Genomic DNA, 15,303 nt, shown 5'->3' on the forward strand with positions numbered 1-15,303 from the left:
TATAGCCCAAAGGGGCTTGTATGCGCGTTCTGGTTGGGGGTGTCTTGTAAGATTGGTATACTAGGGGCCAAGGTGATGGATTCTACGTTTCGTTTCCTCTATGCGCTAAGTTGGGTGGGTCTTCTGAGCGGTTTGGTTGTGCGGTTCGTCACCCTTCCCCCTAAGGGGTGGGAGCTTCTTGGCTATTTGGCAGTGGTCGCTGTGTTTGCTTACGCCTATGCCCAGGGGCCCAGACGGGCTCCTAGGTACTTGGTACACGGGGCAGGGCTTTATTTTTTATTGGAAATAGTTCGCTCGTTATACCGAGGGGTTGAAGGTTGGCAGTTCCTCTTGCTTGGTCCTTGGATTCCTGCTCTCTACGTTTTAGCGGCCTTCGCCCATACCGTATCGGCGGCTTGGCGCTATTCCCTAGGGTGGACCCTTTTGCTATATGGCCTGGTGGCCTTAGGCCTAGCGCAGAGGGAAGGGAGCGGCATTTTACCGTACGTGGCCATTGCGCTTTTGGGTCAACTTACGGTGGCGTCCCTTATCATCCTTCTGGCGCGTTTTCGCGAGATGTATGGTCAGACGCGATTTTGGAGAGAGCAGGCCCTTACATGCACCCTCACCGGTCTTCCCAATAGGCGGGCTTTCTCCCTGGCTCTCACGCGGGAGATTTCACGGGCAGAGCGGTATGGAACGCCGTTTAGCTTGGTCCTCATGGATCTAGACCACTTTAAAAAGATCAACGATACCCTAGGCCACGACCATGGCGATGAACTTCTACGCCGCGTTGCCCGGCTGCTTGTGGACCAAGTACGCCGGGAGGATGTGGTGGCCCGTTGGGGTGGGGAAGAGTTTGCTCTTTTACTTCCCTCCACGCATTTAGAGGATGCGAAGCGCTTGGCTGAGCGCCTAAGGCAGGTGCTTGAGGCCCAACACTGGGGTGTAACGGCCAGCTTTGGCGTGGCGGAGTATGTGCTTGGTGAGGAAGAGGAAAACCTCTTTCGCAGAGCGGATCAAGCCCTTTACCGGGCTAAAAATGCGGGTAGGAATCGGGTAGAAATGGCCGAGTGATGGGAGAATCTGGATATGGACCTCACCCACTACCCCTACCCTTCCCGCCGCCATGTGGTCTTGGGCCGCTGGGGGGCGGTGGCCACGAGCCAGCCCTTGGCGGCGTTGGCGGGGATGGAGATGCTCCTGAAAGGGGGAAGCGCCGTGGACGCCGCCCTTGCCATGGCCGCTTGCCTCACCGTGGTGGAGCCTACCTCCAACGGCATTGGGGGTGACCTCTTCGCCCAGGTCTGGGACGGGAAGCTCCACGGCCTGAACGCTTCGGGGAGAAGCCCCTTGGCCCTTACCCCCGAGCGGCTTCCCCAAGGCCGGATGCCCGAGCGGGGCTGGCTTCCCGTGACGGTCCCGGGGGCGGTCTCGGGGTGGCGGGCCCTGCACGAGCGCTGGGGAAGGCTCCCCTTTCCCGAGGTTCTGGCCCCCGCCATCCGCTACGCCGAGGAGGGCTTCCCCGTGGGGCCGGAAACGGCGCGGGCCTGGAAGCGGGCAGAAGGGGTCTACCTTCCCCTCCAGGGCCCGGAGTTCGCTGCCTTCCAGGAGGTCTTTTTCCCTGGGGGCAGGGCGCCCCGCGCGGGGGAGGTGTGGCGTAGCCCCCTCCACGCCAAGACCCTTAGGGAGATCGCCGAGACCTACGGGGAAAGCCTCTACCGGGGGGCTTTGGCCGAGGCCCTGGCCCGCTTTAGCGCCGACACGGGGGGCCTCCTCACGGGGGAGGACCTCAAGGCCCACGCCCCGGAGTGGGTGGAGCCCCTTTCCCTGGACTATAAGGGCCTCACGGTGCACGAGCTTCCCCCCAACGGCCAAAGGGGTGGCGGCCCTCCTCGCCCTGGCCATCCTGGAGGGGTTTGAGCTAAGGCCCGAGGACCCTTGGAGCTACCACCTGCAGGTGGAGGCCATGCGCTTGGCCTTGGCGGACGCCTTCCGCTTCGTGGCCGACCCCCGGTACATGGAGCTCGCTCCTCAGGCCTTCCTCTCCAAGGCCTATGCGGCGGAGAGGAGGCGCCTCATAGGGGAGAGGGCCCTGCCCAAGGTGCTTCCGGGCCTGAGGCCGGAGGGGACCGTCTACCTGGCGGCGGCGGACGGGGAGGTGATGGTCTCCCTCATCCAGTCCAACTACCAAGGGTTTGGCGCGGGGGTTTTGGTGCCGGGGACGGGGATTGCCCTGCACAACCGGGGCCTGGGCTTCGCCTTGGAGGAGGGCCACCCGAACCGGGTGGGGCCGGGCAAAAGGCCCTACCACACCATCATCCCGGGCTTCCTCACCCGGGAGGGGAAGCCCCTAGGGCCCTTTGGGGTGATGGGGGGGTTTATGCAACCCCAGGGGCACGTGCAGGTGGTGGTGGCCCTGGCGGACTTCGGCCTAAACCCCCAGGCGGCCCTGGACCGGCCCAGGTGGCAGGTGGTGCCGGGGAAGGAAGGGGACGAGGTGCTTTTGGAGCCGGGCATTCCTCAGGCCACGGCCCTTTTCCTCAAGGACCTGGGCCACCGGGTGCGGTACGAGGCGGAGTATGGGCTTTTTGGCCGGGGGCAGGTGGTCCTGAGGGCGGGGGAGGCCTTGGTGGCGGCCAGCGACCCTAGGGCCGAAGGCTTGGCCTTGGCGCGCTAGAGAAGGGGGTCCGCCCAAGGAGGGGCGCCCAGGCCGAGGAGGCGTTTGAGCCCCAGGGCGGCCTCCACCCCTTGGGTGCCGTAGTTGTTGTTGAAGATAACAAAGACTTTCTCGGCCCTTTCCGCTAGGGTCCGGGTGGCCTGGGCCAGGTCTTGGAGCTCGTCCTCGGAATAGCGCCAGTTGAAGCGCTCGTAGGGCTTGGTGTGGGGGCCCTTCCAGGTTTCTGCGTTCCGGCCGTGGCAGCGGAGGACGCTCACGGGGTGGGTGGGCTCGAGGACCCTCGGGGGGGCCTCGGGGTGGGGCGGGGCGTCCACGCTCACGTGGATCAGGCCCAAACGCCCGAGCTCCTTCTTCACGAACCCCCAGGCCACATACCACTTGGGGTTGCGGAACTCCACCGCCACCCAGTAGCCCCGGGTCCTTTCCGCCAGGCGCTCCAGGTACTGGAAGCTCCTCGGTTTGGGCTCCGTCCAGGGGGGGAGGCCGAAGTGGAGGTAGCCCAGCTTGCCCGTCTGCCTAAGGGGTTCTAGGGCAGCGAAAAAGCGGTTCCAAGCTTCCTCCACCACCTCTTCGGGCACCTCCCGCTGGGCCAGATGGCCCTCCTGGCGGGGTAGGAGGGCGCGGATGTCCTTGGGAAGGGCCTGGGCCTCGAGGCCGTGCCCGGTAAAGGCGGAGAAGGCCTTCACGTGAAAGAGAAAGCCTTCCGGGGTCCTCTCCGCCCACTTTCCCACCACCTCGGGTCGGGGAAGGGCGTAGAAGGTGCTGTCCACCTCCACAGTGTCAAAGTGCTTTGCGTAGTGGCGGAGGCGCTTTTCCGGATTTCCCCGCACCTCGGGCGGGTACCAGCCCGAGGCCAGGAGGGTTTCGTCCGTCCAGCTGGCGGTGCCCACCCGGATTTCCGCCATGCCCCCATGGTACGCCCTAGGCGGCGGGGACCCGTTGCCCTTCCCCCTCGTTTTCCAGACGGCAGGCGGGGCGGAGCCTGAGGCCTAGGGCCGTGCCCAGAAGGGCGAAGACACCCCAAAGGGGCCCGTGGAGGCTAAAGGAGGCGGTGCCCCCCAAGTAGGCCCCGATGTTGCACCCCGCGGCAAGCCTTGCCCCGTAGCCCATGAGCACGCCCCCCAGGAAGACCCCGAGGTGGGTGGTCCAAGGGATCCGCCAAAGGTTCCGGAAGCGGAGCGCCCCACCCAAAGCGGCTCCCAGGAAGGCCCCCAGGAAGAGGCCAAAGTTGGTGACGCTGGTGGCGTCCTGGAGAAGGCTTTGCTGTAGCTTTTCGGCGAAGGCGGGGTTGTGGAAGAGGGCCCAGTCTAGAACCCCAAAGCCCAAAGCCTCCGCCAACTTTCCCCCCCACAGGGCAAAGGCCGCCGTAACCCCCCAAGGCCGGCCTTGGAGGAGGAGCAGGGCTAGGCTTCCCAAGGCCAAAACCGCCGCGCCGGTCACCAAGCTCCAAGGGCCCCAAAGGGGATGGGTGGCCTCCCGGCGAAAGAGGGGCTCCACCCTTCCCCGCCGCTTCCTCTCCACGGCAGCCACCCCTAGGTAGAGGGCCAGGAGGAGGAGAAGCCAAAGGACGAGGCCCAGGTATGGGGTGGGGAACCAGGTAAGGGCGCTCCCCACGGAGAGGGCGGGAAGCCCCTGCCAAAAGGGAAGGTGGTAGACCCCCAGCAAGGAACCCACCATGAACCCCAAAAGGACCAGCACCCCGCGCGTGTCCCCGCTACCCGTGTGGTAGAGGGTTCCCGAGGCGCACCCGTCCCCAAGCTGCATGCCCACCCCAAAGAGGAAGGCGCCCACCAGGAGGGCTACCCCCAAGGGCGCCACGAACCCTTGCACCGGCTGCCCCAAGACCTCGCCCTGGGAAAGGAAAGGGAAGAAGAGGAGGCTCGTGAGGGCAAAAAGGAGAAAATGGGCCCTAAGAAGGCGGCTTTCCCCTAAGAGGAGGAAGCGGCGAAAGCCGGAGGCGAAGCCGAACCTGGCGTGGAACAGGGCTAACCCCAGGACCACCGCTACCCAGAAGGCCAGGAACAGCCTGGCACCCGAACCTTGCCAAATAAGCCAGGATAGGCCCCCGGCCATGAGGGCAAAGGCCAGGAGGGGCCAAGGTTGGGGGCGCAACGGGCGCTCCATGCCCTCCATATTACCCATGAGCTTATTAGAGTCAAGGGTATGTTACGGAAGAAAGGAACAACCCGGGAACCTCCCGGGTTGCCTTGTGTCTAGCTTAGAAGGCGAAGTCTTCCAGGTACCAGCGCTCCGTCTTCTTGTGCTCCTCCTTGGGGTCCATCTTTTCCGAGTGGGCCAAGAGGACAAAGAGCTTCCGCCCGGGGACGATTTCCACGTCCGTGGGTTCCCCGGTTTTCAGCTTCCGGCTGAACTCCACGCTCCACTTGCCCCCTTCGTAGCTGGCGTTGGCGGCCAGGATAGAGTTCTTCCCGCCCTCCTTCTCGTCCGGGGAAGGGGCCCCGGTGCGCTTCACCTGGTACATGTCCAAGGCCACCAGCTTGCCGCCCTCCATGTAGAAGAGGTACTGGTCAGCGCCCTTTTTCTTGTCGCTCTTTTCCGGCAGGAAACCGATGCCGATCCAGCCCTTGCTTTCGCCCTCGAGGGCCAGATAGAGCGTATCCCCCACCACGCTCCAGTAGAGCGTGATGCCGCTTTTCTCGTGTTTGTAGCTCTTGGCGTATTCCCCAGGGGCGATCTTCCCGTCCACCTTGGGCGCCTGCGCCAGCGCCACGCCTAGGGCCAAAACCATGAGACCTACGATGCCTCGCTTCATCTTGCACCTCCCTTAGTCCCTTATGGTGATTCCCACCACGAAGGCTACAGCGCCCACGTGGGTATGGGCCAAAGCCGCCAACACCGGCCGGCTTCCCTCAAAGGCCTCCAAGAAGCCCTGAAGGGTGAAGAGGCTTACCTCCGCATCCTGGGCGTTCCAAACCAGGTGGAAGTAAGCCCCCGCCACCCCTGTAGCCACGCTTACGAGCATCCATAGGAGGAAGGGGTAGCGCACCCACTTCCCCCGGTGGAAGAACATAAGGAGGGTTAGGGGGAAGCCTACCAGGGAAACGTAGAAGGGGATCCTGCTCTGCCAGCTTTCCGTCCAGTGGTCCAGCACCCAGTGCTCCATGCCGTAGAAGGCAAACCCCACCATGGCGATGAGAAGGAAGATGGTGCGGAGGAACTCAAGAAGCCTTTCCTCCTCGGTCTTGGCGCGAATAAGGGCTTCAATCACGGCGCACCTCCTAGCGGGCCCGGTAGATGGAAAGGAGCCCCGTCACCCCCATGTGGGTGAAGGCCAGGGCTGCCAGCACCGGGCGGCTTCCGGCCATGGCCTCCATGGCCGCCTCAAACTCCCACGCCACCTCGCCCTCAAAGTTCCAAAGCAGGTGGAAGTAGGCGCCCAAAACTCCCGTGAAGACCGAGGCCCACATGGTGAGGAGGAAGGCCAGGCGCACCCAAGGGGTCTTCCGGTCAAAAAGGACCCAAAGGGTGAAGACAAAGCCCGGTACGGCCACCAAGAAGGGGATCTTGCTCTGCCAGCTCTCCGTCCAGTGGCCCAAGAGGAGGAGCTCTAAGGGGTACATCACCCAGCCCACCAGGCAGAGGAGGAGCATCACCAGGCGGATGAATTCTAGCGCCCACTGGGTCGGGTTGCTTGCGCTTCTAAAAGCGGGTATCACCCTTCACCTCCTTACCCCCATCATGACCTTATCACAGGTATTGGGGAGGTTTGTCCCCCCGGGTCTCCCCGGGGGGACAGCCTTACACCGGCAGCAGGTTCACCTTGGTTTCGTAGAAGACCACGCTACCGCCCACCACGTCCGTCAGGGCGGTGTCCTTTAGGTACGGGTCCAGGCGCATGGCGGCGTTGGCGTGCACCCCCGTGGCCCGCCTGGGGTCGCCCTTCACCACCTGGCCGTTGATGACCAGGTCGCTTGCCCCATAGGCCCAGTGGCCCCAGCCCAAGGGGAAGGCCACGCACCCTGGCCTCAGGCCCTGCACCACCTTCACCCGGCCCACCATGGGCTTCTTGCCAAAGGGCCCCAGGTCCCACTCGCCTTTGGGGTTGGTGGCGGAGACCACCTTGACCATCTGCCCGTCCTTCAGCCCAAGCCGCTCGGCGTCCGGGGCGCTCACCAGGATCTCGTTTTCCGGCTTCACCGCCAAGAGCCAGTAGTTGCTGATGGTGCGGCTCTTGGTCTGCAGGATGCTCCGGTGGGTCAGGAGGGTTAAGCCGTAGCCGGGGTCCCGGAGTTGCCGCCCCAGAACGTCCTGGTAGGGCGGGAAGTAGGTGGGAAGGGGCCAGTAGGGCTTCCCGGTCATGGGGTGGAGGGAGAGGGCCTGCTTTTCCAGGAAGAGGTTGACCTGCCGGCCATACCGGTTTGCCACCAGGTCGTTGGCGGCGTAAGCCTTGGGGAACTCCTGGAACCGCCCACCCCGGTTGAGGAGGTAGACGGTACGGCGGAAAAGCCCTTCGTCGCCGATGGCCTCACGCCAGCGCTTCTCGTCAAAGACCGAGGGAGGAAGGTGGCGGCGGGCTTGGCGGAAGACGGTGAGCTCCCTCTCGTCCGCCTCGGGCAGGGCCTCGGAGCCGTCGGCCTTCTCCCCGAAGGCCAGGTTGGCCGCAAGCTTCAGGTAGAAGTGGTCGGGGTGGCTGAAGGGCATCCCGTTAGCGAAGCCTTTGGCCCCACAACCAGGCAGGCCCAGGTGCTCACCCAGGGCGAGGAGGAAGCTTTCCAGGGAGATGGGCATCTTTTGCCCGAAGACCTCCACCTCCTCGGGGATGGGTGGGATGGCGGGCTGCCGCACGGGCTGGACCTTCCAGATGATGGAGGGGTGGCTTCCGTGGAACTCCCAGCGCTCCAGGTAGGAGAGGTCGGGGATGATGTAGTCGGCGTAGAGGTAAGTGTCCCCCACCACGATGTCAAAGGCCACGATGAGGGGGATCTTGTCCGGGTCCAGCATGGCCTGGATCTGCTCGTGGCCGCCCGGCAGGGCGTAGGCGGGGGAGCCCATGTAGTGGAAGAGGATCTTGATGGGGTAAGGATACCCCTGGGCGGCGGAGGGGAGGATCTCCTGATAGACGTCGGAGGCATGGGGGTACCAGGGGCGCTTGGCGGGGAAGCCTTGGAAGAGGGTGGTGTCCTCGTACTTCACCTCGTGGCGGATAAGGGAGATGCCGAAGGGGTTTAGGGGCCTGGGGTGGAGCTTGCTGAGGACAAAGGGACCTCCCGCCTTGCCGCCGGTGATGTCGTAGGTGCTGGCCTGGACGAAGCCACCCTGGTGGTCCACGTTCCCCAAGAGGGCGTTCACGGTGAACCAGGCGAAGCAGTTGTAAAAGCCGTTGGTGTGCTGGCTGGCGCCCCGGTGTACGTCCACCACCGCCTTCTTGCCGTACTGGGCGAGCTTCTCCGCCAGGAAGCGGATGTCCTCCTCGCTTACCCCGGCCAAGGCGGCCCAGGTCTTCACCTGGTGGCGGAAGGCTTCCTCCTTGATGAGCGTGAGGGCGCTCTTCACAGGGGTGCCCTGGAAGACGGTATCCACGAAGAGGTCGCCGAAAACCGCCTGGTTTTCGTCGTTGGGGTTGAAGGCCACGGGCTTGCCCTGGGCTAGGACCACAGGGGCGTCCAGTTCCACCTCCTTGTCCCCCACCTTGGCCTTGGGTTTGGGAAGGCCCAGGTCGCTTGCCCGCAGTAGCCGTTCCGGCTTGCCGTCTTTCAGCTTCACAAGCCAAGCGGCGTTGGTCCAGCTGGCCTCGCCGATGGCTTTGGCCGCCGCCTTGTTGGCGGCGGAGAGGAAGCGGCTGTCCACCTTGCCCCACTCCAGGAGGAGGCGGATGACCCCAAGGGCGATGGCGGCGTCGTGCCCCGGCTTGGGCGCGATCCAGCGGCTGGCTCCTTTCACTGCCTTTTGCGCCCGTGGGTCAACCACGGCGTATTCCAGCTCCCCACGGCTTGCCCGCTCCGTGATCCAGCCCACGCGGAGGGGTGGCCCGTAGTTGCCCTCAAAGACGTTGGCCCCCACGAAGACCACGAAGCGGGCTTTGGAAAGGTCTGCCTGCCAGTAGAACTTGGCCCCGCCCGACCAGGAGAGCTTGCCCGTGGCGTCAAAGGTGGGCTGCTCGCTCATGGCCTTGCCGGTGAAGTACATGGAGCCCTGGCAGACGGTGGTGTGGCCATGAAGGTTTACCGTGCCGAAGCTTTGCCCGAAGAACCAGCGGATAAACTCGGAGCGGCCCGCCTTGAGCCGGCCCCAGGCGAAGACCACTTGGTTGTTCTTGGGGCCCAGGTCGGGATGGTTGGGGTCAATGAGGGTGTGGAGGTAGTCCTTGAAGTCTTCCTTGAACTTGGCCACCAGGGCTTTCTTTTTCTCCCGGTCCTTCTCGGCCCAGATGGCCCTTACCGCCTGGGCCATGCGGTTCATGACCTCGGGGTCCCGCAGGGCCCAAAGCTCCTTAAGCCCGGGGTAGTGGCGCTCGTCCCCCAGGTGGGCGAAGAGCTTGCCCCCCTCCACGATCTCCTTCACCGCCTGGTGGAAGGGGATTTCCTCCCACTTGCCGCTTCCCCTGGGGCCGGCCCGCTTGAGCACCCTGCGGATGCGGTAGGGATCGTAGGCGGTCTGAATACCCGCCTGGCCCTTGGGGCAAAGCGCCCCGTCCACCTGGGCCAACGTGTCCACGGGGGTGTTGAGGGGCAGGTGGGGGCGGAAGGTCCAGGGGGAGAGGGGGTTGCCGTCAATCTTGCTCGCCACGCCCTCGTAGAGCTTCACCTTGATGGGGCAGCCGGTGTTGCACTGGAGGCAAGAGGAGTAAATGGTGTTTTCGGGTAGCTGGATCTCGTAGGCCTCCATGCCTTGGGCGCTGGCCTCCTGCAGGCTAAAGGCCAAGGGGCCCAAGAGGGCACCTGCGCCAGAAAGCTTCAAGAGCTCACGCCGGGAAAGCTTTTCCATAGGCACCTCCTACACCAAGTAGTAGACCCGGGGCTTGGTCCCCGCCTCTTCCTTGAGGCGCATGACGTTGGGTTTCTTCACCAGTTCGGCCACCAAGGACTGGGGGTCTTCCAGGTCCCCGAAGTACGTGGCCCGGCCGATGCAGGTCACCACGCACTGGGGCAAGAGCCCCCGCTCAATGCGGTGCAGGCAGAAGTGGCACTTGCGCACCTTGTCCATGGGACCCGCCTCGTCTTCCCGGTCCACCTTCTTGCCCCACTCGTAAACCGGTAGGGTTTCGTAGGGCATCTTCCCTTGGCCTGGGGTGTTTTCCGTCCAGAAGTAGCCGTCGTCCTTGTGGCGGGAGTTGTAGGGGCAAGCGGGCACGCACTTTTCGCAACCCACGCAGAGCTCGTAATCAATCTCTACGATGCCGTCCTTGCGCTTCCAGGTGGCGTCGTAGGGGCAGGCGGGGACACAAGGGGGCTCGTCGCACTGCATGCAGGGCCGGGGGACGAAGCGGTACGTGACGTGGGGGTACGTGCCCACCTCCTCCTCGCTCACCGGGCGGTAGACCACGCCCGGGGGGAGGCGGTTTTCCGCCATGCAACTGACGGTGCAGGCGTGGCAACCCACGCACTTCCGAAGGTCAATGACCATGCCCCACTTGCGGTTGGGATTCTTGAGCGCCCGCTCCAGGTCCTTTTGCATGCGCAGGAGGACATCCTCCTCCGCCCCGCTTTCAGACGGAGCCGCCATGGGCACGCCTTGGGCCAAGCCCGGGGCCACCACGGAGGCGAAGATGGCGCTCGCCATCTTGGCGAGAAAGCGCCGGCGGTCCTCCGCACCGGTGAGGGGTTCTTTTTCCATCTGCCCCACCTCCTTTCCCTTCCCAAACTAGGGCCCTGGTAGGGCGGCCGGTAGCGGTAGGGTGGCGGACGGCCCTGTCGGAAAACCTCCCGACAGGGCCCGGGACATCTATACCCCTCGGCGCCACCTATCCTGGGGTAGATGCGAAAGCTCCTGGCCCTTCTTCTCCTTGCCGCCTGCGCCAGGCCGCCCGAGGTGCACCTAGGCCCCCCGTATGCCAAGGAAGCGGAGGAGGGCGGGGTGCGCATCGTGGTGGCGGGGATGCGTTCTCCCGAGGAGGCAGAGCCTTACCGGGAGTTTTTAGGGGGCTTAGAGGAGCTTCTGGGGGAAAAGGTGGAGGTGTTTGGGCGCCGCACCTACCGGGAGGTCCTGGAGGTGTTGCGCCAAGGGGAGGCGGAGCTTGGCTTCCTCTGCACCTTGGCGGCGGGGCTTGGGGTAGAGGAAGGGTTTGTGCAGGTCTTGCTGGCGGCGGACACGGTGGTGCCTTACCAGAGCCTTGTTGTGGTGCGGGAAGATGCGCCCTACCAAAGCCTGGCCGAGTTAAGAGGGCGCCCTTTCGCCTTTACCGACCCGCTTTCCAACACGGGGCATGCGTGGCCTAGGCTTCTTGCACGGGATTTGGGGGAGGATTTCTTTGCCCGGGCTTTTTTCACCTATGGCCACGACAGGGCCCTTTGGGCCGTACGGGAGAGGTTGGCGGAAGGGGCGGCGGTGGATAGGGTGGTCTATGCCACGTTGGGCATCCAGGGGCTCAGGGTCCTGGCCATGGGCCCCGCCGATCCCCCTCCGCCCGTGGTGGTGCCCAAGGACCTTCCGGAAAGGGAAAGGGAGCGGCTTATGAGGGCGCTCCTTGCCCTGGCAGCCAGGCCCGAAAGCACAAGGGTCCTAAGGGCCTTGGGTCTTAGGGGGTTCCGCAAGGCGGAGGACGCCCCTTACCGGTCGGTGTACCGAAGGGCGCGGGAGGTGCTTCCGTGAGGCTTGGGGCCCAGCTTCTCTTGACCGTGCTCTTGGCGGCCACGGCCACGGGGGGGGCCCTCATCCTGGGTGGCGGCGCCTTCCTCTACGCTGAGGGGGAACAGGCTTTGTGGCAGCAAACCCGCTCGGCGGCCCGGGACCTCGCCACCTTGCTTACGGACGACCTCCTTCTCCAGGACCGCTTGGCGGTGTGGGAGAAGCTTGGGGCGGCTAGGGAGCGCTATCCGGGCTTTGTGTACGCCTACGTCCTCTCCCCCAAGGGGGAGGTGTTGGCCCATACCTTTACCGAGGGGGTACCGGAGGCCCTCCTCGGCTTGGCAGGTGAGCGGACCTTGCGTCTTGGGGGCAGGTTGGTGTACCAGGGAGAGGCCCCGGTGTATGGGGGGGCGGCGGGGGTGGTGCGGCTAGGCCTGGCCCAGGACCCCTTAAGGGAGGAGCTGGCGCAGGTTCTGCGCACCGGGTTTTTTGGCTTGCTTTGGGCCGTGGGGCTTGGGGTAGGGCTCGGTTACCTCCTTCTGGAGCGGGTGCTGGAACCCCTCAAGGAGATGGCGGAGCGGGTTTCCCTCCTGGGCAAAGGGGGGAAGGTGGCCTTTCCTGAGCCCAAAAACGAGCTCGGCGCCCTGGGGCGTGCCCTCAACCGCATGGGGGAGGAGGTGGAAAGGCGGGAGCGGGAACTCACCCTCTTAAACCGCCTTTTGGCGGAAAGCCAAGCCCTAAGGCTGGATGAGCTGGCTGAGCGGGTGCTTTCCCTCTTGGTGCGGGAGCTTGGCTTTTCCTGCGGCGATTTCTGGGTGGAGGGGCGGGTGGTCCACTGCCGCGCCTGCCAAGCCTTGTGCCCCTTGGGGGGTGTGGAGGGGCTGGCGGAGGAAGCCTTGCGGGAGGGGCGGGTGGTGGTGGGCCAAGGGGGGTAGCGGTGCCCGTTCCCCCCAAGGCCGCTTTGGTCCTTTACGGGAAGCCCAAGGTGGATGAGGCTTGGCTTACGGGTTTCCTCACCGCCCTTTCGGGGCCCTTGGCCACCGCCTTGGAAAACGCAAGGCTCTACAGCCTTTTGGAGGAAAAGGAGAGGCAGCGGGCCGAGCTCTTAAAGGCCTGGCTTAGGGCCCAGGAGGAGGAAAGGGCGCGCATCGCCCGGGAACTCCACGATGAGGTGGGCCAGGCCCTCACCGGCTTGATCCTGGGCCTCGAGGGCCTCCCGGGGGAAAGGGCCCTGGCGCTCAAGGAGTTGGCCCGCTTTACCCTGGCCGAGGTGCGGCGCCTGGCCTTAGACCTTAGGCCTTCCCTCTTGGACCACTTGGGGCTGGAGGCCGCTTTGGTGCGGTACGTGCGGGAATTTGCCGACCGCACGGGGATTGAGGTGGACCTTTCCTTCCACCTCCGCCAGCCTTTGCCCAAGGAGCTGGAAACCGTGGTCTACCGGGTGGTGCAGGAGGCGCTGACCAACGTGGCCCGCCACTCGGGAAGCCCCCGGGCGGCGGTGGGGGTCTTGGAGGCGGAAGGGGAGGTACGGGTCTTCGTGGAGGACGAGGGCCGGGGGTTTGACCCTAGGGCGGTGGGCCCCGGGCACCAAGGCCTTTTGGGCATGCGGGAGCGGGTGGAGCTTTTGGGGGGGCGGTTTCTTTTGGAAAGCGCTCCTGGCGAGGGCACCCGGGTACAGATTAGGCTTCCTTTAGAGGTGGTGGCGTGATCCGGGTGGTCTTGGTGGAGGACCATATCCTGGTGCGCTCGGGCATCCGCCATCTTCTGGAAGCCCGGGGGCCCATCCGGGTGGTGGGGGAGGCGGGGAGCGGCCGGGAGGCTTTGTCCCTCTTGGAGCGCCTCGAGGCCGACCTGGCCATCCTGGACGTTTCCCTTCCCGACTGCACCGGCATTGACCTATGCCGGACCCTGAAGGCCCGCTTTCCGAATCTCCGCCTTCTCGCCCTTTCCATGCACGAAGACCCCGAGTACGTGCGGGGCTTTTTGCAGGCGGGGGGTGAGGGTTACGTGAGCAAGGCGGCGGTGGACCACGAGCTCGTGGACGCCGTTTTGGCGGTGGCCCGGGGAGAGCGGTACCTCAACCCGAGCCTGGCCATGCGCCTGGCCATGGAGATGGTCCAGGGGGAGGTGCAGGAGGAAAGCCTTTCCCCTCGGGAGGAGGAGGTGTTGCGCCTCCTCGCCCAAGGCCTCTCCCACAAGGAGGTGGCCGAGCGCTTGGCCATCTCGGAAAAGACCGTGGCCACCTATCGGGAACGGGGCATGGAGAAGCTTGGCCTGAAAACCCGGAGCGACCTCTTGCGCTACGCTGTGCGCCGGGGCTGGCTTTCGGGTTAAAGGGGCTTGGCGGCCTTGAGCCGGGCGTAGAAGGCGTGGGTGAGGGCGATGGCCAGGGCGTCCGCCAAGTGGCTTGGGCTTGGGGTTTCTTTAAGGCCCAAAATCCCCCGCACCATGAGGGCCACCTCCTCCTTGGCGGCGTGGCCGTGTCCGGCCAGCGCCTGCTTCACCTGCATGGGCCCGTAGGCGTAGACCGGGACCCCTGCCTCAAAGGCGGCCACCAACACCGCCCCCAAGGCCCAGCCCACCTTGTAGGCCAACTCGTTTTGCCGGTAAAAGAACTGCTCCTCCACCGCCAGGGCCTCGGGCCGGAAGCGGAGGAGGGCTTCCTGCACCCGGGCGTGGATCCGGCCCACCCGCACCTCTGCTTTTTCCTTGTGGGAAGTCCTCACCACCTCCCCGTGGAGGAGATGGGCCTTCAAGGCCCCTTTACCCTCCACCGCCACCACCCCCAGGCCCAGGTGGGTGATCCCGGGGTCAATGCCCGCCACCACCACGTCAGTTGCCCCGCTTAGGGGGGTAATCCCCGTCCCCGTAGCGGATGAAGGCGGGGATGTCAAAGTTATAGGGGTCGGCGTGGGTGGGGAAGTCCACGGGGCGGAGGGGCTTGGGCACCACGCTGCTCTCCCCAAAGCCCGCAGCGATGAGGATGACCCTGAGTTCGTCCTGGGCGCGGTCGTCGTAGGTGACGCCGTAGAGGATGTCCACGTCCTCGTGGCCCGTGGCCTCGCGAATCCTCTCCACCACCTCCGCCGCCTCCATAAGGGAAAGGTCCTCCGAGCCCACCACGTTGAGGAGGAGCCTCCGCGCCCCTTCCACGGAGCGCTCCAGCAGGGGGCTATGGGTGGCGGTCTTGGCCGCCTCCTCCACCCGGTTTTCCCCACGGCCGGCCCCAATCCCCATGAGGACCTGGCCAGCGCCCTCCAAAAGGGCCTTGACGTCGGCAAAGTCCACGTTGATGAGGCCGGGTAGGTTGATGACGTCGGTGATGCCTTTGACGCCGTGGTAAAGGACCCGGTCGGCGATGAGGAAGGCGTCCTTTAGGGTCATCTTCTTGTCCACGGCGGAGAGGAGGCGGTCGTTCTGCACCACCACCATGGCGTCCACCCGTTCTTTAAGGCGCCGGATGCCCTCTTCCGCCGCCTTTTGCCGCTTGGGACCCTCAAAGCTAAAGGGCCGGGTGACCACGGCCACGGTAAGGGCGCCCAGGCGTTTGGCGATCTCGGCCACCACGGGGGCGCTTCCCGTGCCGGTGCCGCCCCCCATCCCGGCGGTGATGAAGACCAGGTCTGCCCCTTCCAAAGCCTCGGCGATGAGGTCCTCCGCCTCCTGGGCCGCCTTTTCCCCGATCTCGGGGTTGGCCCCCGCCCCCAGGCCCCGGGTGAGCTTCTCCCCAAGCTGGATGCGCACGTCCGCCAGGCTCTTGGCCAGGACCTGGGCGTCGGTGTTGGCAGCGATGAACTCCACCCCCTGAAGCCCTGCCTCAATCATGCGGTTCACGGCGTTGTTCCCCGCCCCCCCGAGCCCGATTACCTTGATGATGGCTCCTTCCATTTCTGCCCCCT

At 65.1% G+C, this 15,303-nt stretch carries 14 protein-coding genes and 1 pseudogene; 6 read left to right on the plus strand and 9 right to left on the minus strand.

The genetic code is table 11. The annotated features are described in order from the left end of the window. The first annotated feature begins 555 nt into the window (after positions 1 to 555). Both A0O31_RS13200 and A0O31_RS10105 read left to right on the plus strand, forming a co-directional pair. Positions 556 to 1,056 (plus strand): GGDEF domain-containing protein, encoded by a 501-nt coding sequence (locus A0O31_RS13200; protein ID WP_237259048.1) that lies wholly within the window; start codon positions 556 to 558, stop codon positions 1,054 to 1,056. 15 nt (positions 1,057 to 1,071) lie between these two features. Further along, positions 1,072 to 2,659: pseudogene (locus A0O31_RS10105) on the plus strand (gamma-glutamyltransferase family protein). Here A0O31_RS10105 and A0O31_RS10110 read toward each other — a convergent pair. The 7 genes from A0O31_RS10110 to A0O31_RS10140 form a co-directional block, all read right to left on the minus strand. After that, positions 2,656 to 3,564: a DUF72 domain-containing protein gene (locus A0O31_RS10110; RefSeq protein WP_071677738.1), complete on the minus strand. Its 909-nt coding sequence runs from the start codon at positions 3,562 to 3,564 to the stop codon at positions 2,656 to 2,658. The pseudogene A0O31_RS10105 and the gene A0O31_RS10110 sit on opposite strands and share 4 nt — an antisense overlap. A 16-nt stretch (positions 3,565 to 3,580) precedes the next feature. Next, positions 3,581 to 4,783: a YeeE/YedE family protein gene (locus tag A0O31_RS10115; protein WP_071677739.1), complete on the minus strand. Its 1,203-nt coding sequence runs from the start codon at positions 4,781 to 4,783 to the stop codon at positions 3,581 to 3,583. A 94-nt stretch (positions 4,784 to 4,877) separates the two neighbouring features. Further along, the gene (locus A0O31_RS10120) at positions 4,878 to 5,432 is read right to left on the minus strand and encodes a DOMON domain-containing protein (RefSeq protein ID WP_071677740.1); all 555 of its coding nucleotides are present in this window, start codon (positions 5,430 to 5,432) and stop codon (positions 4,878 to 4,880) included. Between the two features lie 12 nt (positions 5,433 to 5,444). Then, positions 5,445 to 5,888, minus strand: coding sequence for a hypothetical protein (locus tag A0O31_RS10125; RefSeq protein ID WP_071677741.1), 444 nt, complete (start codon positions 5,886 to 5,888; stop codon positions 5,445 to 5,447). Positions 5,889 to 5,898: 10 nt separating this feature from the next. Then, positions 5,899 to 6,336: a hypothetical protein gene (locus A0O31_RS10130; protein WP_071677742.1), complete on the minus strand. Its 438-nt coding sequence runs from the start codon at positions 6,334 to 6,336 to the stop codon at positions 5,899 to 5,901. An 82-nt stretch (positions 6,337 to 6,418) separates the two neighbouring features. Further along, positions 6,419 to 9,604, minus strand: coding sequence for a molybdopterin-dependent oxidoreductase (locus A0O31_RS10135; RefSeq protein ID WP_071677743.1), 3,186 nt, complete (start codon positions 9,602 to 9,604; stop codon positions 6,419 to 6,421). Positions 9,605 to 9,613: 9 nt separating this feature from the next. Further along, the gene (locus tag A0O31_RS10140) at positions 9,614 to 10,453 is read right to left on the minus strand and encodes a 4Fe-4S dicluster domain-containing protein (RefSeq protein ID WP_071677744.1); all 840 of its coding nucleotides are present in this window, start codon (positions 10,451 to 10,453) and stop codon (positions 9,614 to 9,616) included. Between the two features lie 141 nt (positions 10,454 to 10,594). On the opposite strand from A0O31_RS10140, the gene A0O31_RS10145 reads away from it, so the two are divergent. Genes A0O31_RS10145 through A0O31_RS10155 form a run of 4 tightly spaced genes read left to right on the plus strand, consistent with a single transcriptional unit; the run spans position 10,595 to position 13,738 of the window. After that, positions 10,595 to 11,428: a PhnD/SsuA/transferrin family substrate-binding protein gene (locus A0O31_RS10145; RefSeq protein WP_071677745.1), complete on the plus strand. Its 834-nt coding sequence runs from the start codon at positions 10,595 to 10,597 to the stop codon at positions 11,426 to 11,428. Further along, a complete protein-coding gene (locus tag A0O31_RS13205) occupies positions 11,425 to 12,339 on the plus strand; it encodes a HAMP domain-containing protein (protein WP_237259001.1) in 915 nt (304 codons plus the stop codon). Before A0O31_RS10145 ends, A0O31_RS13205 begins: the two co-directional genes overlap by 4 nt. Positions 12,340 to 12,341: 2 nt before the next feature. Next, positions 12,342 to 13,112, plus strand: coding sequence for a sensor histidine kinase (locus tag A0O31_RS13210; protein WP_237259002.1), 771 nt, complete (start codon positions 12,342 to 12,344; stop codon positions 13,110 to 13,112). Further along, on the plus strand, positions 13,109 to 13,738 hold the full coding sequence (locus tag A0O31_RS10155; RefSeq protein WP_071677746.1) for a response regulator transcription factor: 630 nt from the start codon (positions 13,109 to 13,111) through the stop codon (positions 13,736 to 13,738). The genes A0O31_RS13210 and A0O31_RS10155 overlap by 4 nt, the downstream gene beginning before the upstream one ends. Here the strand turns inward: A0O31_RS10155 and A0O31_RS10160 are convergent. Together A0O31_RS10160 and ftsZ are read right to left on the minus strand one after the other, a co-directional pair. Further along, complete coding sequence (locus A0O31_RS10160; protein WP_071677747.1) at positions 13,735 to 14,235, minus strand: crossover junction endodeoxyribonuclease RuvC; 501 nt, start codon at positions 14,233 to 14,235, stop codon at positions 13,735 to 13,737. The genes A0O31_RS10155 and A0O31_RS10160 overlap by 4 nt on opposite strands. A 1-nt stretch (position 14,236) precedes the next feature. Next, positions 14,237 to 15,292, minus strand: coding sequence for a cell division protein FtsZ (gene ftsZ / locus A0O31_RS10165; RefSeq protein WP_071677748.1), 1,056 nt, complete (start codon positions 15,290 to 15,292; stop codon positions 14,237 to 14,239). Positions 15,293 to 15,303 lie beyond the last annotated feature (11 nt).

Origin of the sequence: Thermus brockianus, from assembly GCF_001880325.1 — a bacterium.
GTDB classification, from domain to species: domain Bacteria; phylum Deinococcota; class Deinococci; order Deinococcales; family Thermaceae; genus Thermus; species Thermus brockianus.

Coding starts and splice junctions, on each gene's coding strand:
- A0O31_RS10145 (WP_071677745.1), top strand. CDS start 10,595: ATGCGAAAGCTCCTGGCCCTTCTTCTCCTTGCCGCCTGCGCCAGGCCG.
- A0O31_RS10115 (WP_071677739.1), bottom strand. CDS start 4,783: ATGGAGCGCCCGTTGCGCCCCCAACCTTGGCCCCTCCTGGCCTTTGCC.
- A0O31_RS10120 (WP_071677740.1), bottom strand. CDS start 5,432: ATGAAGCGAGGCATCGTAGGTCTCATGGTTTTGGCCCTAGGCGTGGCG.
- A0O31_RS10110 (WP_071677738.1), bottom strand. CDS start 3,564: ATGGCGGAAATCCGGGTGGGCACCGCCAGCTGGACGGACGAAACCCTC.
- A0O31_RS13200 (WP_237259048.1), top strand. CDS start 556: ATGTATGGTCAGACGCGATTTTGGAGAGAGCAGGCCCTTACATGCACC.
- A0O31_RS10140 (WP_071677744.1), bottom strand. CDS start 10,453: ATGGAAAAAGAACCCCTCACCGGTGCGGAGGACCGCCGGCGCTTTCTC.
- A0O31_RS10135 (WP_071677743.1), bottom strand. CDS start 9,604: ATGGAAAAGCTTTCCCGGCGTGAGCTCTTGAAGCTTTCTGGCGCAGGT.
- ftsZ (WP_071677748.1), bottom strand. CDS start 15,292: ATGGAAGGAGCCATCATCAAGGTAATCGGGCTCGGGGGGGCGGGGAAC.